Annotated in this window: 11 protein-coding genes and 1 riboswitch; of the genes, 10 read left to right on the top strand and 1 reads right to left on the bottom strand. The window is 44.3% G+C overall.

Features of this window, described 5'->3' with window-relative positions; genetic code table 11:
- The first annotated feature begins 26 nt into the window (after positions 1-26).
- The 3 genes from HXT35_RS02505 (at position 27) to HXT35_RS02495 (ending at position 2,897) form a co-directional block, all read left to right on the top strand.
- Positions 27-1,040: a ribose-phosphate diphosphokinase gene (locus tag HXT35_RS02505; RefSeq protein WP_004127383.1), complete on the top strand. Its 1,014-nt coding sequence runs from the start codon at positions 27-29 to the stop codon at positions 1,038-1,040.
- Between the two features lie 105 nt (positions 1,041-1,145).
- On the top strand, positions 1,146-1,472 hold the full coding sequence (locus tag HXT35_RS02500; protein ID WP_004127382.1) for an ACT domain-containing protein: 327 nt from the start codon (positions 1,146-1,148) through the stop codon (positions 1,470-1,472).
- A 60-nt stretch (positions 1,473-1,532) separates the two neighbouring features.
- Positions 1,533-2,897, top strand: a complete 1,365-nt coding sequence (locus HXT35_RS02495; RefSeq protein ID WP_004127381.1) for a PFL family protein — start codon at positions 1,533-1,535, stop codon at positions 2,895-2,897.
- A gap of 47 nt (positions 2,898-2,944) precedes the next feature.
- On the opposite strand, the gene thiM is transcribed toward HXT35_RS02495, so the two are convergent.
- A complete protein-coding gene (thiM, locus tag HXT35_RS02490; protein WP_419185103.1) occupies positions 2,945-4,411 on the bottom strand; it encodes a hydroxyethylthiazole kinase in 1,467 nt (488 codons plus the stop codon).
- Positions 4,412-4,544: 133 nt separating this feature from the next.
- A riboswitch (TPP riboswitch) is annotated at positions 4,545-4,654 on the bottom strand.
- 412 nt (positions 4,655-5,066) lie between these two features.
- Between thiM and HXT35_RS02485 the strand changes: the two genes are divergently transcribed.
- The 7 genes from HXT35_RS02485 (at position 5,067) to pepN (ending at position 22,021) form a co-directional block, all read left to right on the top strand.
- Positions 5,067-5,894: a hypothetical protein gene (locus HXT35_RS02485; protein WP_004127378.1), complete on the top strand. Its 828-nt coding sequence runs from the start codon at positions 5,067-5,069 to the stop codon at positions 5,892-5,894.
- A gap of 45 nt (positions 5,895-5,939) precedes the next feature.
- Entirely contained in the window at positions 5,940-10,586 is a 4,647-nt protein-coding gene (locus tag HXT35_RS02480; protein ID WP_004127375.1) for a PD-(D/E)XK nuclease family protein, read from the top strand.
- Entirely contained in the window at positions 10,583-14,869 is a 4,287-nt protein-coding gene (locus HXT35_RS02475) for an ATP-dependent DNA helicase (protein ID WP_421788341.1), read from the top strand. The genes HXT35_RS02480 and HXT35_RS02475 overlap by 4 nt, the downstream gene beginning before the upstream one ends.
- A gap of 187 nt (positions 14,870-15,056) precedes the next feature.
- Complete coding sequence (locus HXT35_RS02470; RefSeq protein WP_004127370.1) at positions 15,057-15,755, top strand: GNAT family N-acetyltransferase; 699 nt, start codon at positions 15,057-15,059, stop codon at positions 15,753-15,755.
- Between the two features lie 108 nt (positions 15,756-15,863).
- Entirely contained in the window at positions 15,864-17,309 is a 1,446-nt protein-coding gene (locus HXT35_RS02465; protein WP_004127367.1) for an MFS transporter, read from the top strand.
- A gap of 194 nt (positions 17,310-17,503) precedes the next feature.
- Positions 17,504-19,300, top strand: coding sequence for a ribonuclease J (locus HXT35_RS02460; protein ID WP_032843424.1), 1,797 nt, complete (start codon positions 17,504-17,506; stop codon positions 19,298-19,300).
- Positions 19,301-19,405: 105 nt separating this feature from the next.
- On the top strand, positions 19,406-22,021 hold the full coding sequence (gene pepN / locus HXT35_RS02455; protein ID WP_004127362.1) for an aminopeptidase N: 2,616 nt from the start codon (positions 19,406-19,408) through the stop codon (positions 22,019-22,021).
- Positions 22,022-22,169 lie beyond the last annotated feature (148 nt).

The following is a 22,169-nucleotide window of genomic DNA, read 5'->3' as shown; positions in this document are numbered from 1 at the left end:
GCAAGTTTGCAAACGGGAAGGCAATCATGTCAACAATTCTTGAAGGCAATCCAAAAAAGCAGATGATGCTTGTTACCGGTCGTGCGTATCCGGAACTTGCTGAGGAAACTGCAAAATATCTTGGTATTGATGTGCTTGAGACTACTGCCTACGATTTTGCGAACGGCGAAATGTATGTGCGTTTTACTCAGCCTGTTCGTGGAGCGGATGTGTTTGTGCTTCAAGCGCATACGAATCCTATTAACAATTGGATTATGGAACAGCTGCTTATGGTTGATTCCTTGCGTCGCGCTTCTGCTCGCAGTATTAACGTGGTTGCGCCATTCTTTGGATATTCACGTCAGGATAAAAAGCATCAGGGTCGTGAGCCTATTACAGCGCGACTTATGTTTGATTTATTCCGTGCTGCCGGCGCTACTAGAATTTTGACGGTTGACATGCATGCAACTCAGGAGCAGGGTTTCTTTGACGGTCCGGTTGATCATTTGACTGCTATGCCTGTGCTTATTGATTATGTGCGTAATTCTATGAAGCTCGACAACGCAACTATTGTTTCTCCTGATGCTGGGCGAATTAAAGTTTCTGAACAGTGGGCTGCAAAACTTGGCAATTTGCCTCTTGCTTTTATTCATAAAACGCGCGATATTACTCGTCCAAATCATGCTGAAGCTCATGGAATTATCGGTGATATTCAGGGGCGTGACTGCATTGTTGTTGACGACATGATTGATACTGCTGGCACGATTTGTGAAGCTGTACGCACTTTGCGCGAGGAGGGCGCTAAGTCTGTGACGTTGGTTGCAACTCATGCTTTGCTTTCCGGTCCTGCTGTTGAGCGTTTGAAAGATGCGGGCGCGCGCGAAATTATTGTGACGGATACCGTTCCTGTGCCGGAAGAAAAGCGTCTTAAAAATATGACGGTTCTTTCGATTGCTCCTCTTCTTGCTGCTGGCATTCGTTCCGTATTCCGTTCCGGATCGCTTGTGTCACTTAGAAATGCGCTGCCGGAAGATATGAAGCAGCATAATATTTACGCATGAAAATAATTAGTGAAAAGCTAATGCAAAATTAACACAGTAATAAATTAACACAGCAATAAATTAACACAGCAATAAATACACACAGCAATACAGCAGGAGGCAAATATGGTCGCCAATACTACAATTGCACAAAATCAGGAATCGCTTTCTAAATGCGACGCTTCTAAGGCGATTATTACAGTTGTTGGCTGCGATACCGTTGGTATTATTGCAAAAGTAACTTCGCATGCGGCTAATCATAACGTCAATATTTTGAATATTTCTCAGACTATTGTTGACGGATTCTTCAATATGATGATGATTGTTGATGTGGCGACTATGGACTGTGAATTTGGTGAGTTTGCGGACGGATTGGAAGCGCTCGGTAACGAAATCGGCGTGCGTATTCGCTGCCAGCGTAGCAATATTTTCACCGCAATGCACAGAATCTAAAATTCGTAGCAAACTCGTAGCAATATCGTAGCAATCTAAGTAAATGTAAGGAAGTACGCCATGCTCAACCTGATGGAAGTAAGCGAAACTAATTCGATGATTGAGCAAGAACAGCTCGATGTTCGTACAATCACAATGGGAATTAACCTGCTTGATTGCGCTTGCGAAAATTTGCAAGATGTGTGCCGCAATGTTGAAGAAAAAATCACGCGTCTTGCAAAAAATCTCGTAAAAACTGGCAACGATATTTCGCACGATTACGGCATTCCAATCGTAAATAAGAGAATTACCGTAACTCCGATTTCGCTTGTTGGAGCGTCGTCTTGCAAAAAGCCTGAAGATTTTGTGCAAATTGCGCACGCGCTAGACAGGGCAGCGCACGCAGTTGGAGTTGATTTAATCGGCGGATATTCCGCTCTTCCTGCTAAGTCGATGACCGCAGCTGACCGCATGCTTATTGAGTCTCTTCCGCAAGCCTTAAGCGAGACGGAAATTGTGTGCTCGTCTGTGAATGTTGGCTCAACGCGCACTGGAATCGACATGGATTGCGTAGAGTTGCTTGGTCGCACGATTAAAAAGATTGCCGAGGCGACTGCTAACAAAGATTCTTACGGATGTGTTAAATTTGTGGCTTTTTGCAACGCTCCTGACGATAATCCGTTTATGGCAGGAGGCTTCCACGGTGTTACTGAAGGTGATGCTGTGATTAACGTTGGTGTGTCTGGCCCTGGCGTTGTTTCTAGTGCACTCGATGCTGCTAGAGGAAAAGACTTTGCTTTCTTGTGCGAAACGATTAAGCGTACTGCCTTTAAGATTACGCGAGTGGGGCAATTGGTTGCACAAGAGGCTTCTCGTAGGCTTGGAGTGCCGTTTGGAATTATTGATTTGTCGCTTGCACCAACGCCTGCAGTTGGAGATTCAGTTGGTGAAGTGCTTGAAAAGATTGGTTTGGATCAGGTTGGGGCTCCTGGCACAACTGCTGCGCTTGCAATGCTGAACGATCAGGTGAAGAAGGGCGGAATTATGGCCAGCAGCTACGTTGGTGGTCTTTCTGGAGCGTTTATACCTGTTTCAGAAGATGCGAATATGATTGCTGCTGCAAAGTCTGGCTGCTTGACTATTGAAAAGCTTGAGGCAATGACTTGCGTGTGCTCGGTTGGTCTTGACATGATTGCTATTCCGGGAGAAACGTCCGCAGCTACTATTTCTGGAATGATTGCTGACGAATCCGCAATCGGAATGATTAATCAGAAAACTACTGCAGTGCGCATTATTCCGGTAGTTGGTAAGGGCGTGGGCGAGATGGCGAACTTCGGCGGTTTAATGGGGTATGCGCCTATTATTCCGGTGAATCAGACCAGTTGCGAAGCTTTCGTAACGCGAGGCGGGCGTATTCCGGCTCCAGTGCACAGCTTTAAGAATTAGTGATTACTCAGTAGTCACTGAGTAATCACTAAGTAATAACTAAGTAATTATTTAGTAATCACGCTTTTAAGCTCGCGCGCTACTTTTCCAGCATCCTCAGCGCACATAAGCGCCGATACAGTGCAAACTCCGTCAAGCTCAAGACCGCGAATAGGGAACACTGTGTTCTCGTGTATTCCGCCAATTGCTAATGTTTTTACGCCCATAGAGTGCGCAACTTTCGCAACTTCGTTCACTCCATCAACTCCCAGTGGAGGCACGTCATGAGCTTTCGTATGTGTTTCAAAAGCGGCACCAATTCCAATCACATCTGGCAGTGGAACGTCGTTTTCTTTGCACTCTAGGTAAGCTTTCTCCATCAAATCCGGTCTAGCGCAAGAAAGACCAACCATCCACTCAGCCGGCATCGACTTTCGCGCCTCAACGAACGGAGTATCTTTTTGCCCAACGTGCAAGTTGAAACCAAGATGAGCCGCGCAATCAACATGATCATCAATAAAAACAGGCACGTCTCCGTGACCGGAATCAATAAGCGCATGACGCAACTTTTTCGCCTTTGCTGAAATCTCATCATCGTCGGAATATTTATCGCGCAATTGCACAACTGTAACTCCGCCTTCAACCGACTCCACAGCCACTTCTTCTTCCGGACGATTTCCCATGCGTGGATCCGTTACCAAATACAGTGTCCAATCCACAGGCTCAACAGTGAACTCAATATTTGTCAAACTAAACATGTCGTTTACGCTAAGAGTGGAAAGCGCGTCCATCCACAGCGTGCGGAAAGTTCCGGGAGCTGTGGTTTGGCGAGCTGCCCAAGTTCCAGCAGCTGCTGCATGCACGTGCGCTGCAACAGTTGCTGCGAGCGGACGTTCCGGATTTGCACCAACGTACGCTGCAACAAGCGCTCCTAAAGCGCACCCCGTGCCAACAACTTTGGTCATAGCTTTGTTACCGCCTGTTACGCGGGCTAAACATCCGTGGCCGTAAATCGCATCTTTTTCGCCGGAAATAGCCACTACTGATCCGTATTTTTTAGCTATCTCGCGAGCGGCTTGAAGCGCATCGTTTACGTTATCGTGAGAATCTACGCCTTTTCCGTTACTTTCTTTGCCTGCAAGTGCCATGATTTCGGAAGCGTTTGCGCGAATTACAGTAGGGTGGTGCTTGATAATTTCGTGAATAAAGCGCGTGCGTGGAGCAAGTGCTGGCACGCCAATGCCAACCGGATCAAGCACCCATGGGGTATCGGCTTTTTCGCATCCTTCAACAGCTGCGCGCATGTACTCGGAAGTTTCTGGCTGATGGAACGTGCCTACGTTTATTAGCACGCCGGAGGCGATTTGTGCGAGTGCGTGAGCTTCTTCCGGATCTGTGACCATAATTGGCGAGGCGCCTGCGGCAAGCAGTGCGTTTGCGGTTATGTCTTGTACGATTACGTTCGTTATGCAGTGTGTAAGAGGCTGCTGTGCGCGTACGCGTTCGATGCATTGGCGAACGTCGTTAAGGAACATTCGGCGTCGCGCACGCACGGAAAATAGTGTGTCTACTTTTGCAGATGTTGCAGCTGGATTAGTAGTAGATGCGCAGTTTTTTGTTTCGTTTGCGCAGTTTGATTGCGAGCTGTTGTTTGCTTCTGCAGTGTTATTTATTGTCATAATGTTTCCCTTCGCTAGCACTATCTAGATCAGGTCCTACGGATGTAATCTCAGCGCCGCCCGCGATTTTGCGGCGATTGCGCACTCCGAACCATAGTTCGACTATATCGTTCGCATACTACTTAGTGACGTCGCAGTTGGCGTTCTGCATTAGTAATGCTCAATACCGTTTTTTCGTTACTCCTGCAGTTGGCGTTCTGCATTAGTAACGTATAACGTCGTTTTTTCGTTACTCCTGCAGTTGGCGCGCTGCGTTAGTAACGTATAACGTCGTTTTTTCGTTACTGGTGCAGTTGGCGCGCTGCATTAGTAACGGATAGACGCGTTTTTTGTTATTGGCGCAGTCGTCGCGCTGCGTTCGCGTAGTGATTGCACGTATCTACAAAAATCGCGCCGTATTTTTGCAACTTTTTCTACAGATTTTCGCCTTCCGGTAGTGTAAACATAAATATGGTAAGTAAGTAGTTTATAAGCATTACCTAATCGACATACGTTACGAAAGCGAGTTAACATGGCAAACAATTCCATTCTAGAGCAGCAAACCACAGCCGCTGCAAATCCTCTCGATGTGCGTGAATACGCCACGCGCACAGCAATTCGAGCAATCGCAATAATCGCGTCCGTTTACGGAATGGCAGCTTCGTTGCAAGGTCTTATGACTTTTACTTACTTTACAAATCTTTCTAATCTTATGATTTGTGTAGCTTTGGCTGGCTCTCTTGTGCTAGATACTACAGCTTTTATGCGCGCTCGCAGTTGCGCTACTAATTCTGCAGAATATGACACTTCTTCCGATTCTCAAGCGTCATTAGCGGTTTGGTTTGATTCAAAATCCAATGCTTGGTACGTTTTTAAATTCATGATGACAATCGCCATTGCGGTCACATTTACGCTTTATCTTTGCTTCTTAGCTCCTACGAATAAGCTAGGTTTTGTTGGTGCGTATATGAGCAACGGTTGCAGCAGTCTTTGTGTCCACGCAATTGCGCCGCTTCTTGCAATCGTAGATTTTATACTTTTTGACTATCGTTTCCGTTCAACCAGTGCACACATTTATTTTGCTACGATTCCGCCTTTGTCTTATGTTGCTTATGCTGCAATTCTTAGTGAGTTTGCGGGTGTGCGTTGGGGCGTTCACGCAATGCGTGCGCCTTACAATTTCCTTAATTATGGTGCTCCTGCAGGCTGGTTTGGTTTTGCTCCTCAGACTTTTAACGCCACTACTTTAGGTGTTGGAGTTGCTTATTTGCTTATTGTGTTTACGCTTATTTTTATTGGTGTAGGTCGCGTATTTCTTGCGTTGAAAGATGCGCGCGCTCGAGCTGTTTTGCAAAATTAGTTAAAACTTGCGCACCACTATTGCCCAATTGGTAGAATTGAGCGTATGTGTGAGGATTCTGCATTACAAGCGCTATTTGATGGCACGTTACGCAATTGTGCTGGGAATTTGACCAGTACGCTGCTGGTTTATGGCGCTCCAAATACTGGAAAAACGCAGTTTGCTGTGCGTGCAACAATTGCGGGATGCCAGCGTTGGCCTCATAGCATAACAGCAATGGCAGTGCAAAACAGAAATTTGGCTGCAAGTATTGACAATATTATTATTCGTTCTATTGGAGTAAGTGAGCAGTCGCGTCCGGTTGGAACGTTGGAATCGCTTGCTTTTCGTATTATTTCAGCTAATTGTAAGTTGCAGCATAAGCCTAATCCTAAGCTTCTTAATGGCGCTGAGCAGGATGCTCTTCTTCGCAAAGTTGTTCGCGAGCATATTGAGCATGTTTTTAGGGGAGACAATGGTGATTGCGATGTTTGCCAGCTTTTTCAGGATTATTTCGAGACTCCGCTTTGGGTTTCTCCTTTAACTGGCGTTGGAAATGATTATGATGCTTCGCTAAATTCTAAAGACTCAAGCGTCAGTGTTGAAACTAGCAGCGTTGAAAATAGCAATGTGGAAACAGGAAACGACGAAGATAGTAGTGTTGAAACTAGCAACGCATTTATGCATCAGCTTAGAGATATGCTTGCGCGTTTGGATGAGCTTGGAATCAACGATTCTTCCGACGAACAGTCTGTTTTAGATTCGCTTGATTTTGCAAAATCTACCGCAGAATCTGAAAATATTTTGCCAACTTCTTTGCTGGTTAACCGTCGCAGTACGCAGTGGCGTCTTGTTTTTGCGCTTAGATCTGAGTATCGCAAAATGCTTGCAGACACTTATAAAGGGTCGTTCCGTTTGGATGCTTCTGAGCTTTTGGTTGAAGGTTCGAAAGCTGCTCGCTTGCTTGGTGAATCGTCTAATTCGAATTCTTCAGAAATCCCAGATCTTCTTGTTGTTGATGATTATCAGGATATTACTCTTGCCGGTTTGAGTTTTGTGGAAACTTTGAGTAATCTCGGTACGCGTTTGGTTTTGATTGCCAATCCTGACGAGTCGGTGCAGACATTTAGAGGAGCGTACCCTGATTATGCGATTTCGGTTGCTTTGCGTGTGTTTAATGCAGCTGAGCAAACTCTGGAATATGCGATTTCTTCCGATTTTTCTGTTTCTTCTGCGGTAACTTCCGATTCTTCTTCAAATCAGATTCCAGCGCCTTCAATGCGTGATTTGCTTGCTGCTCGCGTTTCTCTTTCCTTGACTTCACAGTTAAGTACTGCTGTTGCGCTTCCAAATCGCCCTTGGAAAATGCCAAAATTTGCAGGGGCTTTACCGATTGAGCCTATAGAACCACCTAAAAATTCTAATCTCAACTCAGACGACACTGTTCGCACAGCATTATATCGTTCACAGCGTGAAGAATTAGATTCTGTTATTTGGCAAATGAAGCACGCTCATGTAAAAAATCGTCGCAAGTGGAGTGATATGGCGCTTATTGCGCACGATAATTCCACTGTTCGTCTTTTTGGTGAGCAGCTTCGCGCGGATGGTGTTCCAGTGCGTTACTCGCTGGTAACTCGACCGTTAAAGGACGAGCCATTCGTGCAAGGATTGTTTGCGCTTATTGAGCTTGCTCAGTTTGCTCAACGTTGCATTTCTGGGAATCTTGTATCTTGTATTTCGTATAAAATTCAGCGCGGCAAAAGTTTAAAAAATATAGCATTTTGGATGCAATCTCGCGTTAAGTGCATTATGGAAAGTCCTCTTGCATCAATAGTTCGTAACACTCGCGACTATTCCACTCGAGACTATGCCACTCGCGACTATAACAATCATTCTTATGGTGATTTAGAGTTTGAAACTCCTTCGCAGCTTAAAAATGTTGAGTCGCTTATGCGATCTTTGGCTTCTCTTTCCGCGGTTTTAGATGAGCAAAAAGACGAAAATAATTCGCTTAGTAATCAAAATATTCCTTTGAGAAAGCTTAAGGATTCGTGGGATGAATTTAGGAGTAATCTAAATAACGCCTCTAATAACAACACCAATGGTGATTCTAATGTTAATTTAGTTATCAATTTAGATGACGATATTAATGAAGATATGAGTGCTCTTTCGCTAGAGGCGTGCTATATTCTTTGTTTTGCAGATGTAGCATGCAATACTGATTCCCAGCAGTCTGATTCAACAGTGCTAAGTATTTTGCAAAATATGGCTCCTCGAAATCCTCATGTTGCAGCCTTTGTAAAAATCTGGAAAAATGTGCAGACTTTGGCTTTGCGGTTTGTGTCTCGCCCAGATTTGCTCAACGCTAAATATGCTCTTGGTGAAGCGTGGAATGTTTGCAATGTTGCTGAACGTTGGCAGCGCATGGCTTTGCAGCACAATCGTGAAGGCTATAGGGCAAACGATCGACTTGATGCTGCAATGCGTCTTTTTGACTACGTTTCTTCGTACAGCGATGAGAAAAGTTACGGTTTTGAAGCAGATTTGCAAAATAGCAGCGTTTCATTAGATTTTGACGACGAAAATTCTGCACTTCCAGCTGATATTAGCGATTTTATAGCGCAGGTTCGTGGCATGGAAATTGAGGCAGATTCTCTAGCTCGAGTAGCTCCTGTGCCAGATGCTGTAACGCTTACAACTCCTGCAGGTGCTGCAGGAAAGCATTGGTCGCTTGTTTGGATGCCAACTTTACAGCAGCGCGTGTGGCCAAATCTTGCTTCGCGCAGCACAATGTTTGGTGCGGAAAGTTTGGCAAGTATTATGTTGGATTCCAAGCAGAGAGCTATGAGTCAGCAGTTTAATGTGAATGACGCTAATAAATTATCTAATTCACATTTATTTGTATCTGCAAATCTTCTTGCAGCAAACGATAAATCCGCGGTTTTTGCTGGTGAGCAGCGTAGCTTTTTGCTATCTCTTACTCGTGCCACTGAAAGTTTGTATATTAGCGCGCAGTACAGCGATAGTGCTGTACCAAGCGATTTTCTTTACTATTATTTGCCTGAACGCTACTACAATAACGAAAATTCACGCACGCCTTTTACCGATTTTAAAATTCCTTTCGCAGGCTTAGATATGGATGTTCGCGGATTGGTTTGTGCCGCGCGTGCAAAACTTGTGCGAGATGCTGCCGGTAAGAATAATTGCGATAATGCGAATGAAAATAGCGGAGTTTTAGACGCTGCTAAAGCATTGCGATTATTGCGAGACTCTGGAGTTGATTGCGCTGATTGTAGTCAATGGGATTTTATGAGCGAAATTACAGAAAATTCTTCTGCGGAAAATATTTCTACTAAAACTAACAGTACTGTGGTGAGCTTGTCTCCTTCTGCTGTAGACAGTTTATGGGCTTGCCCAGTGTGTGGATTACTGAATCGTCAACTTGCAGGTCCTCAGCCAGGAAGTGCTGCAACGTATTTTGGTACGTTAATTCACGAAACTGCAAGGTGGGCTAGTGAAAATAAGCACTACGATTTTATGGACACTGTGCTTGAAGAATCGCCTGTTAAGGAAGTTGAATCTAAAGAAGTTTCTGTAGATGATTCCCAGTATTCCCAGTATTCTCAGTATTGCGCTCAAGTGAGCCGAATAAACGAAATCGCAAATCGCATGGAGGAGTATTACGAAAGTATTGCTCCTGAACTTGCTGATATTCGAGATGCAAAAGAGCGGTATTCTGCGCTTTCTAGGCAATCTAATATAAGTCGTGCTCTTCATACGATTGCACAATATTTCGTTACATCTTTTAGTCAGGAAACTTACGATTTTGACGCAAAAAAGTCAGATGATGGCGTTGTTGAATCTCTTACGCCAAGCGAAAAATCTTTAGAAAGTAGCATTGGAAGTCTTTTAGAAGCCTGCTGTGAGATGCCAACAAGCGCTCATTTTGGTTTTGATGACATTGCGCGCGTGTTGAACAATACTTTTAAAGCTGCAAATTTGCAAACCGTTTCTGTTCGCGACTGTTACGAGTTGATGGGAGCATTGGTAGGCGGTTGGCCGGATGGTGCGTGCGAAGATTTGCAATTGCATATTCACGGCAGAATTGATCGACTTGAAAAGCGAAAAAATGCGGACGGTTCAGAAAATATTCGCTTACTTGACTATAAAACCGGAAAAGTTCCTCCTTCAACAGGAGTTTTTAATGATTTGCAGTTAGTTTGCTATCAGCTTGCTTTGCTTTTTGCAGACGAAAATCCACTTATTTCCGCCTCTAATGCGCCAACAATTGCAAGAAGTGTGCTATTCCATGTAGTTGACAACGATTATCCGGCTCAAGACCACAGTGTTGCAGAAAACTTATATCAACCGCCTCTTTGCATTGCTGACGCTTTGAACAATAAGCCGCTTGAAAGTCGAGCTGGATTCAAAAATATGGCAAGATTGCTGGATTGCCCGCAGTTGGAAGAAATTATGAAAACATGCCCAAATAATGTAAGCGATCAAGCTTGGCAGTCATTCCGGTGTTTAAGTGAAACTGCAAAATGGTCTCTTACTATGATTTCGCGCGTTTTCTACGCGGCTGCTGCAGTTCGATCTAAGCAAATTATTGCGCATCCAACTTCGCAGCATTTGAAATATTGCCGTGCAAAACAAGTCTGCCCAGCTTGCGCAGGCCGCATAGATACCGTATACGAGGTGCGTAAATCATGATCGATGATGAAATTAATAACAAAACTTTGTGCGAAAAAGCTCTTCGCGAAGATGCCGTTCGCACAAAATCTCCTCGCAAAAATACGGATAGTGCAGAACAGTCTGTAGCAATTACAGCGCCCGCAAACAAGAATATGATTATCGTTGCTGGAGCTGGCAGTGGAAAAACCTATACTATGACACGTCGCGTTATTGATCTTATTGACCGCGGCGTTGCTCCAGAAAGCATTTTAGGACTTACGTTTACGAATAAAGCTGCGTCGGAATTGTTGGCAAGAGTTGCGCAAGCCGTAAGTCAACATGCAAACGTAAGCAAACAAAGCTTTGGTACGAGTGCGTCATCTTCAAATTCTTTAAGTTCTTCAAACGCATTTTTGAAGCCAGAAGTAATGACTTACGACGCATTCTTTCAGTCAATTGTGCGCCAATATGGTTTGCTAGTTGGTTTTGATCACAATACTCAGCCTCTTAGCGACGCTGGAGCGCGCGAACTAATTAAGCCTCTAGTAAACGAGTATGTTGATAAGCATCCGGAAATTGTTAAATTGTATAAGTTTGATGCTTTGGTTGACGACGTTCTTGCGCTCGCTGCAGATATTTCCTGCTCGATGATTGGTCTAAATAGTAGGGGTGAGTCTTTAGACAGTACTTCTTCAGCTGTTTTAAAAATTCAAAAGTGGAATAATGCGTGGATTGAACATTTGCAAAAAGCGCTGAGTGCGGCCGAAACTACTACGATTGTTGCAAAAAAGCCGAGCGCTGTTAAATTGCGTCGCGCAAAAACAGAATCAGACGAAAAATATTTCAAAAAATGCGAAAATTACGGAAAAGAATACGTTGAATACCTAAATATTACGCTAAAAAATACGTGTTACGATTCTTGTAATAAATTATTTGAAGCCGCTAAAAAGCGTGCTGCTTTGCTCGACTTAGTTCTATCTTTTGATTCTGCAAAGCGTAGCGCAAATATGGCGCAATTTAGCGATTTTACGATTGCTGCATACCGTTTGGTAACGCATTTTCCTTCTATTGCAGCGCAATATCGAAGGCAGTACAGTCAAGTTTTGTTAGACGAGTATCAAGATACTTCCACAACGCAGGCAATGCTTATTGCAACTCTGTTCCATAATGCAAGAGTCGCAAGCGAAGATAATAGGGATAGTAGCGATAGTAGTGAGAGCGAGAATAGCGAGAATACTTCTGCTGGCAATTCTTTAGCGCATCAGCAAACACATATTGCTGCAGTTGGAGATCCTTTTCAAGCAATTTACTCATTTAGAGGAGCAAGCTCGGGTGCTTTTAGAAAACTTCAGCAAGCGCTTAATATTGACCAATCAAGCGAGTTTTCTCTTACTCAAACGCGGCGAAATTCTAAGCTTATTTTGCAGGCGGCAAACGCTATTACAAAACCTTTGCGTGTGCCGTCTCTTCGCAAAAGCAGTTCGTTGGCTTCGGAAGTAGAAGTCAAAAATCTTCAATATCTTGAAAATGCTCCGCAAGGCAGCGTTAGCGTGCTAAATATGCCTACGCAATATCAAGAAATTGAAGCAGTTGTGCGATTCGTAAAATATGTAAAACAAAATGCTTTAGCGCAAAACGACAATATTCTAGCTTCTGGCTTACAAGCGAGAGCAGCTGTGCTATTTCGCAGCAAAACCAATATTGCAATGTATGAAGAAGCTTTGCAAAAAGCAGGTTTGCGCACTTTAACTGTTGGATATTCCGCTCTTCTTGAAAAACCGGAAGTAAAAGACGTTCTTGCTCTTCTTTCTGCTGTTGCAGATCACACGAATACTTCCGCGCTAATGCGACTTCTTGCCACACCTCGATTTGCGCTTAGTACTGACGATTTAGAGGCTTTAGCTAATGCTGCAACCGATGAAAACGTTGAGTATGTTTTCAACGCTTTGGCTCAAGCAGGTTTAGTGGATTCTAAAGCTCCGCGCGCATCTTGGGCGAAGCTTGTGCGCGAACAGCAGTCTAAAGGCGCTCAAACTAATAGTGTTCACGGCGGAGTGTTTATTGCGGATGTGCTGCTTGAAGCGTTTAACTCTACTGTATTTGCAAAAAATTCTACGAAAGACACGCTTAATCATCTTAAAAATAAGCTGAGTAGTAAAGCAAATGCAGCAATTCTTCGCGCAGGCAAAGTTCTTGACGCTGTGGAACGTGCTCAATCTGGAAGTTTGCATGATGTTGTTCGTACTGCTGTTGAAGCGTTAAATATTGATATTGATGTGGCTGTTTCGCGTGCGCTTATGAACGACAATTCAAGTAATTCAACGCTTCTTAACGATATGCACAGCACACTTGACGCAATTTATTCGCTTGCTGACGCATATTTGCAAGAAATGAGTGATTTTACGCAGCCTACTTTGCGCGGATTTATTTCTTGGATTCAAAATATTGACAAAATTGACGATCAACCTGCTTCAGTTGACGAGCCTGCAGACGTGGTTTTGATGACAATTCACCAGTCGAAGGGTTTGGAATGGCCTGCTGTTGCAATAGTGGGTCTTAGCGAAGGTGCTTTCCCAAGTAGTCAGGGAGATGGTTTGCGCGTAAAGCAAACCAATCAGGATGGCGTGTATTTTGAAAGCGCGTACGCAACTCTTGAAATCGCATCAAAAGTGCCTGTGCCAATTAGAGTCGATGCGGATATTTTGCCGCGATTTCCTCACAACGCAGATTTGAGCGTTAGTATGAATCCGCAAGAATCCTTGAGAAATATGGAAACCGTTGAAAAAATCGATGCGGAAATCTACGGTTCTCGCGCGCAAGCAATGCTTGATTTAGCCGAAAAATTCTACGAGCGTGAAGATGTCCCAGAAGGAGCAATTCCTGTAGAAGCGCGTCAAATTTACGATGCTGCAATGAAAACCGGAACTCTTCCTCTTTCGCAAGTAGAGGAGCGTGGGCGAGCTTTGCATGTTGATGAGAGGCATCTTATGTATGTGGCGTTGACGCGAGCGAAATTTGCGGCTTTGCTTACGTGCAGTCAGTCTAGTGCTATGACGGCGGATGTTAATGGGGAAGATAGTGAAAATGGTGCAGCAAACGCTGCTGGTTCTGCTTCCAATACTTCATCTTCGCGCTCAAAAAAGCCTTCTGTTTTTTGGAATGAAGTATTTAAAGAAATGCAAGAATCTTGCGGATCTGTTGCCGAAGTAAAAGTTGATTTAGATGAAGTTGGCTATGCTGTTGGCGAATCTGCTTCTAAGTTTGCTGAATTATTTAGTGAGCCTAGCGAAATCCCTAACGAAAACAACAAACAGCTATTAGCTTGGCCGAGTGCGTCGAGTGAATATGTGCGAAATGCGCTTAATAAGTCTGCTGAATATTCTGAAATTGCTGAGATTAGTGCAATTGACAAGGCTTACGAAAATGACAAGTCTGACGAAAATTCGCTACTTTCTAGGGCAAAAGCTTTGTTGCAGGATGCAGATTTGATGCCGAAAATTGATTGGTATCACAATACGGTTGCGCTTAAAAATAGGGCGGATCAGCTTTCAAAAGTTGAAAATGTAAATGTTACGGCTGTGCAGCGCAGGGCAATATTTAATAAAAATGCTGATGAAAATAACAATTCTTTCGAAACGAAGGAAGCTAAACGTTTGCGAAGCGAGTGGATGGCAATTATTCGCCCTATTCCGCGGACGGCTTCTCCTGCATCTGATTTGGGTACGAGATTCCATGCTTGGGCGGAACAGTTTGTAAATGCGGGTTGCTTGAATAAAAATTCCACTCAATATGATGTTGTTGAAAATATTTCTGAAAAACTTGCGAAAATCGAAAAAACTGCGCAAGACGAAAAAACTGCGCAAGTCGAAAAATCAGCTGAACACAAATTATTAATATGGGAAAAACGTTTAGCTACTTCAAAATGGGCTTATCGTCGACCTATAGCAGCAGAGCAGCCGATTGTTGCACACGTGCCAGAATTAGGCGATCAAATTATTAATGGCAAAATTGACGCAATCTTTGCAGGTGGTTTAGATCCAGAAGATTCAAGTAAATTGTATACAGTAGTTGATTGGAAAACTGGTCGTAAGCCAACTGATCCGCAAGATATTGCGTTAAAACTCGGTCAGCTTGACTGGTATCGTCTGCTTCTTTCGCTTATGACGAACGCTCCACTCGAGGCTATCGATGCCACCCTTTATTATGTGAACGTATCGGATGAAAAACAACGTGAAATTCATGCCGAAGCAAAAACAAAAGATGAAATCCTTGCCGAGTTACACTCTGGCACGTTAATTTCCCTCGATGATGATGACGCATAAATGTTGCTATTGCAATCATTTTGCCGCAATTTATTTGCTGCAATTTTTGTTTGCTGTGCCAGATTTTGCGCCGCGATTGAAACGCATCGTGCATCACTTCGAAAACGTGCAGATTCCTCGTGCAGTGTGTGTGGGCGGGCATACGCACAACATCGATTTGAGTATGAAGTAAGGAAGAATCAGAATTATGAACGTAGAGTTCCGTCCTGTAAAACTTAGCGATATTGACGCAATCGTAAAAGAATACGAACGTACCTGGGGTATTTCGCAACAAGTTGGGGAAGATGCCTCATTAAGTCTTTCTCGCCGCTGCGTATTGCACTATTTGAAGCCTTCAACTCACGGTACTATTGCACAACTCGACGGAAAGTTTATGGGATTGCTTTTGGCGCGCGTTTTTGACGCTCCAGTTTTGTTCCCAGAAGTAAGCCAAATGCTTTTAGAGCAGGATTCTGCTATGAAAGCTAATGCAGACAAAAATTACCATCTCGCTTTAGAAGAAGCTCATGGCATGCGCGCTTTGGAAACAAAACTTGAAGCAAAATCGCATATTAATAATTTAACTCAAGCAGAATTGGAGCTTTTCCTTGTATCTCCAGATGCTCGCGGGCACGGTGTTGGCGGAGGATTGTGGAAGCATACAATGCATTTGCTTAGAAATAACGGTGTAAATCGCTACTATTTGCACACAGATTCAGCTTGTGACGTGAGTTTTTACGATTATCACGGGCTTAGAAAAGATGCTTCTTGGAAGCGCGAGGATCATATGCTAGAGGCGAAGAATATGAAATCTTTGGTAGATGACTTGTACATTTACTCTGGTGAGCCAATGATTCGTTCAAAGCGTGCAAAAATGGCAACCGCTAGATCTCAAACTAGAGCGTAAACGTAACTTCGAGAAGCTTATTCGTAAGTTTATTTGTAAGTTTATTTGCGAATTTATTTGTGAATGTAAAAGTAACAGTTGGGTAATTAAAAAGGAGTAATAAAATTTATGTCGTTTAAAGCGGCAGCAAAGTCTAAAGAAAAAGCAAAGTCTAAAGAAGACATGGGGAAATCCTCAATAATTTCTAAATATTCTAGACTTTTTTCATTGAGCGGCGCTAAAGCGTTTTGCATTTCGGGGGCAATTGCGCGCTTGCCAATGTCAATGATTGGTTTGGGAATTGTTTTGGCATTAAACCATTTGTATAACAATTGGACTGTAGCTGGAGCAATGGCCGCATCCTACGTTCTTGCGCAGGCTGCAGTAACGCCAGTTTATGCAAAACTTTTTGACAGATTTGGTCAGCGAAAAGTTGGTGTTATTGCGCTTAGTGCACAGGTTATTGCAATGATTTCGTTTGCGTTTGCGGCATTGTTTAGAGTTCCGCTAGCGCTGCTTTTTGTTCTTGCGATTGCGATGGGCGTGACGCAATTTGCTTTTGGAGCGTTAGTGCGTACGCGCTGGGCTTACACTCTGCGTGCGGAAGATGACGATTCGCTGCTAAATGTTGCGTATGCGCTTGAGTCTGGAATTGATGAAATTGTGTTTATTCTAGGCCCTATTTTGGCCGCATGGCTGGCTACTTCTGTGCATCCGGTTTCGCAATTATTTGTGCCAGTTTTAGCGAGCGGGTTGGGTGGAGCATGGTTCTTTTCGTTAAAAAATACTCAGCCGGCAGTAATTAAAATCGTGGAAGTGCCAACGGCTGCAGCCGGAGATGTAGACGTTATGATCGCATCTCAAAAAGAAAGCGAAATCTCTGCATCTGAATCAGAATCGCAAAAACAAAATTCTAAGCGCAAGTTTATTGACAAATTCAGTCTTAAACAATTGCATAATCATCATGCAAAAAAGAGCGGTAAAAACGTGCTTTTATACCGTGGAATTATTCCTCTTGTGCTTATGTTTATTGTGTTCAACATGAGCTTTAGCGCGTTTGACGTGTCAGTGACGGCTGCAATGAAATCGCAAGGTCTTGAGCATTTTATTGGCATGCAGCTTGCACTTTTTGCGTGCGGATCTCTTGTGGGTGCAATAATTTTTGGATCGCACAAATTCCGCGGATCTAACTGGTCGCATCTTATTGTATTTTTGACGGTGCTGACTATTGGTTACGTGCTTATGAGCTTGAATATTGACAGGCTTATGCTTATGAGCGTTTTTGAAGTGCTTTCTGGGCTTTGCGTATCGCCAATTTTTGCAACTGGAAATCTTATTGTGAAGGCGACTGTACCTGAAGAATCGCTTACGGAAGGTCTTTCGTGGCTGCCGACAGCTTCTGCGGTAGGAGCATCTCTTGGGTCGATGGCGGCCGGTACTGCAATTGACGCATGGGATTCGCACGGCGGAATGATGGTTCCGTGGATTTCTACGCTGGTTGCAATTCCTATAGCCGCGTTTGGTTGGTTTATTGTGGTTGTGCTTAAACGACATAAACTGCGCAAGTGTGAGTAGTTTATGTCGCATTTACGCCAAATTCCGACCTAAACGACTCATTCGTGAGTAGTTTATGTCGCCTACGCAAGAAAATTCGACCTAAACGACTCAGTTGTGAGTAGTTTAGGTCGTTTTAGAAGCAAAATCTGAGTTGAGTCCTAACGGTACACTAGAAAGAAGTGCGCAATAGCGCAAGATGTAGTGAGATGAATATGACAACTGAATTAAAAAAGAATACAGAAACCCGCAAAGAAAAGGGTAATTCCTCGCGTCGCAATGCAAATGCGCTGCCTCCTGTAGTGAACGATCAGCGTGAAGGAGCGCTTATTGCTCCACCAAAATATCGCAAAGGTTCAATGCGAATCGTTCCGCTAGGCGGTTTGGGTGAAATCGGCCGAAATATGAACGTAGTTGAATACAACGGCCACATACTTCTTATTGATTGCGGTGTGCTATTTCCTGAAGAAGAGCAGCCGGGCGTTGATTTGATTTTGCCTGATTTCCACTATATTCAAGATCGACTTGATAAGGTTGAAGCTTTAGTTTTGACGCACGGTCACGAAGATCATATTGGTGGCGTACCGTATCTTCTTAAGATGCGACCGGATATTCCGCTGATTGGCTCTAAGCTTACTCTTGCCTTTGTGGAAGCGAAGTGCCAAGAGCATCATATTGAGCCGAAACTTACTCGCGTTGAAGGCCGCGATAAGATGAAAGTAGGTCCGTTTAATCTTGAGTTTATTACGGTGACTCACTCCATTCCGGATGCTCTTGCTGTTTGTGTAAAAACTCCAGCCGGAACGCTTATTGATACTGGTGATATTAAGCTTGATCAACTTCCTCTTGACCATCGCATTACTGATTTAGTTGAGTTCGGGCGTTTAGGTGAGCAAGGCATAGATTTACTTATGGCTGATTCTACAAACGCTGAAGTTCCTGGATTTGTGAAGCCTGAAACTTCGATTGGTCCGGCTTTGGATCGTGCTTTTGCTGAAGCTGCGCGCAAGATTATTGTTGCTAGCTTCTCAAGTCACGTGCATCGCGTGCAGCAAGTGGTTGATGCAGCTCACAAGTTTGGCAGAAAAGTTGTGTTCGTTGGCCGCTCTATGGTTCGCAATATGTCTATTGCAGCAGACCTCGGTTACTTGCATATTCCTGAAAATACGGTTGTGGACTTAAAGCAGGCTAAGGATGTTCAAGACGACAAGCTTGTTTACATGTGCACCGGTTCTCAAGGAGAGCCAATGGCAGCTCTTGGGCGTATTGCGGACGGGAATCACCGAGATATTACTGTTAATGAGTTTGACACTGTTATTCTTGCAAGTTCGCTTATTCCGGGAAATGAGCACGAAGTTTATAAGGTTATTAACAAGCTTGTGCAGCTGGGTGCGCGCGTAATTAACAAAGATAACGCTGCAATTCACGTGTCTGGTCACTGCAACGAAGGCGAACTTTTGTACTTGTACAACATTGTGAAACCAAAGTGCGCTATGCCAATTCACGGTGAGCATCGTCACTTGGTTGCAAACGGATTGATTGCTGTAAAAACTGGCGTTGATCCAAAGAACGTTGTTTTGGCAGAAGATGGCGATGTTGTGGACCTGTACCACGGAAATGCAGCTGTTGTTGGTTCTGTTCCATGCGGATACGTTTATGTTGATGGCGATTCTGTTGGTGAGCTTACTGATGAAGAGCTTGAAAAGCGCAGGATTTTGGGCACAGAAGGCTTTGTTTCGAGTTTTGTTGTAGTTGATACAGAGCACGCTGACGTTGTTTCTGGGCCGAAGATCTTCTTGAACGCTGTTGCTGAAGACGAGGCTGATTTTGAGAAGGTTCGTCACCAGATTGTTGAGCAGTTGCAGGATGCGATGATGCGTGGTGAGCATGATACTCATAAGTTGCAGCAGATTATGCGACGCACTTTGGGTAGTTGGGTTGCTCGCGCTTTGCACAGGAAGCCAATGCTTGTGCCGGTAGTTGCGGATATTGCAGAAAATAATCAAATATAATCAAAAATATCAAAAATAAAGAAAATATTCGCAATTATTCGTAAATAGCTGAAAATAATCGTAAATATAATCAAAAATAAGAAAAATATAAGGAAGGTACAAAATATGCCAGGAGCAAATCTTACTCGTGTAGAAGCTGCGGAACGCTTCGACGCAATCCAAATGCCAATTCATTACGATGTTGCGCTCGATTTAGGCAAGGGTGGCCGCGATTTTAAGTCGCACACAAAGATTGAGTTTGATGCTAAAGCTGGTAGTACAAGCTTCCTCGATTTGATTGCAAACAGCGTTGAATCCGTGGTGTTAAACGGTACTGCTCTTGACGTTTCTAAAGTTTTTGCAGACAGTCGAATTGAGCTTGCAAATTTGCTTGAGCATAATACCGTAGAAGTGGTGGCAAACTGCCAGTATTCCAACACGGGTGAGGGTTTGCACAGAAGCGTTGATCCTTCCGACGGAAACGTTTACCTTTACACACAGTTTGAGGTTCCAGACGCTCGCCGCGTTTACGCAGTGTTTGATCAGCCAGATTTGAAGGCTGTTTTTGACTTTAGTGTGGATGCTCCAGAAAGCTGGATTGTAACTTCCAATATGCCAGTTAAAAGCGAAGCAGCGTTAGAAGGCCGCCAAACCGAAGCCGGTACTTTGGAAAACGGTGCAGTAGAAGGCATGAAGCGCTGGGTGTTTGAGTTAACTCCAAAAATGAGCTCTTACTTAACTGCTATTTGCGCAGGGCCTTACGCCGAGTGGCATACATCTTACAACAATGAAGATGGCCGCGTAGTTCCAATGGCAATGTACTGCCGTCAAGCACTTAAAGACGCTTTTGCAAAAGACGTTGACTACTTGTTCGATATTACGAAGAAAGGCTTTGCTTTCTACGCTAAGACTTGGGGCGTGCCGTATCCGTACGCAAAGTACGATCAGATTTACGTGCCAGAATACAACGCTGGAGCTATGGAAAACATTGGTATGGTTACCATTCGAGACCAGTACGTGTTTGAATCCAAAGTTACGGACGCTTATGCTGAGCGCCGCGTTGTAACAGTTTTACACGAGCTTGCACACATGTGGTTCGGCGATTACGTAACTATGAAGTGGTGGAACGATCTTTGGCTTAACGAGTCTTTTGCTGAGTTTACGTCTACGCTTGCAACGGCTGAAGCAACCGAATGGCACGACGCTTGGAGCACGTTTAATTCCGGCGAAAAAAGCTGGGCGCTTAATCAGGATCAGCTTCCAACAACGCACCCAATCGTGGCTCCAATCAACGATTTGAACGACACCTCCGTCAACTTTGACGGCATTACTTACGCAAAGGGTGCTTCTGTATTAAAGCAGCTTGTGGCGTATGTTGGTCGCGAAAAGTTCTTTGAAGGAATCCACAATTATTTAAGCAAGCACGCTTATAGCAACGCAACTTTGGCTGATTTGTTGCACGAGTTAGAGCTTACAAGCGGACGCGATCTTAAGGCTTGGAGTGCTCAGTGGCTTGAAAAAGCTGGAATTAACACGATTTCTACTGAAGTTGAAGAAGCTGGTGACGGCACTATTGCTTCTTTGCGTTTGCGCCAGAGCGCACCAGCTGAGCACCCTGTTCTTCGCGCGCATCGTTTGGCTGTTGGTTTCTACAATGTAGACGAAGCAACTGGCGAAATTAAGCGCACAAAGCGAATCGAACTTGACGTTGACGGTGAAGTGACGGAAGTTGCGGAAGCGCGCGGATTGCAAATGCCAGCGCTTATTCTTGTAAACGACGACGATTTAACGTACACAAAGCTGCGATTTGACGCAAAGTCTCTTGAGTTTGCTGCAGAAAATCTTTATCGTTTTAAGGATTCTTTGACGCGCTCGCTTATTTGGCTCGCATTGTGGGATATGACTCGCGACGCGCAATTCCCAGCAGAACGCTTTGTGGAACTTAGTCTTAAGGCTTTGGCAACTGAGCGCGAATCAACTACTTTCCGCTATGCTCTTGGTCAAGTAAAGGTTACTGCAAGCCACTACGTTGTTCCAGAGCGTCAAGCGCAAGTTGCAAAGCATGTTGCTCACGAACTCTGGCAGTTGGCTTTGGCGGCTAATGCTGGCTCGGATGAACAGTTCCAGTTACTCAAGGCTTATCTTGGATACGGCGAAGTTGGAGATGCTGAGTTCGTGCGCGTAGCTAACGGATTGCTTGACGGTTCCGTGAATCTAGAAGGCTTGGAAATCGACAACGACTTGCGTTGGAGCATTCTTATTGCGCTCGCAGGCGTAAATGCCTTGGATGAAGCTGGAATTGACGCGGAACTTCAAAAGCGCGACACGACTGAGAATCGCGAGTATGCATATCAGGCTCGTGCGGCTCGCTCAACTGCAGAAGCTAAGGATTGGGCTTTTGAACAGGCTTTGCGCAATCTCGATTTGACTAATATGCAAATGGGCGCTGTGGTTGCTGGATTTGCAAGCACAGCTAAAGGCGATTTGGTTAAGCCTTATGTTGAGCGCTACTTTGCGGAAGTTGAGTGGATTTGGAAGAACCGCACATTCCATATGGCTGAGGCTTTGATTGAAGGCTTGTATCCAAATTATGCAGATGTAGACGAGCTGGTTGACCATGGTGAAAAGTGGCTTGAGGAGCATAAGAATGCGGATCAGGCTTTGCGTCGCATGGTGCTCGGAAGCCTTGATTCTTCTCGCCGTACTCTTAAGGTGCAGCACTACAACGCTTCCTTGCGCTAAATTCTGAAACATTTGCCGGAGATTTTTCCGGCAAATGTTGTAGCTTTGTCTGTTTTTGACCACAAATGCCGTGTATTTTTCCTGGCGTTTGTTGTCGTTTTGGCGGATTTGGGAAACATTTGCCGTGTAATTTCCTGGCATTTGTTTA

Origin of the sequence: Gardnerella sp. DNF01141 (assembly GCF_049244255.1) — a bacterium.
Classification (GTDB): Bacteria; Actinomycetota; Actinomycetes; order Actinomycetales; family Bifidobacteriaceae; genus Bifidobacterium; species Bifidobacterium vaginale_E.
The sequence above is the reverse complement of the archived record's forward strand: the minus strand, read 5'-3'. Positions and strand labels throughout refer to the sequence as shown.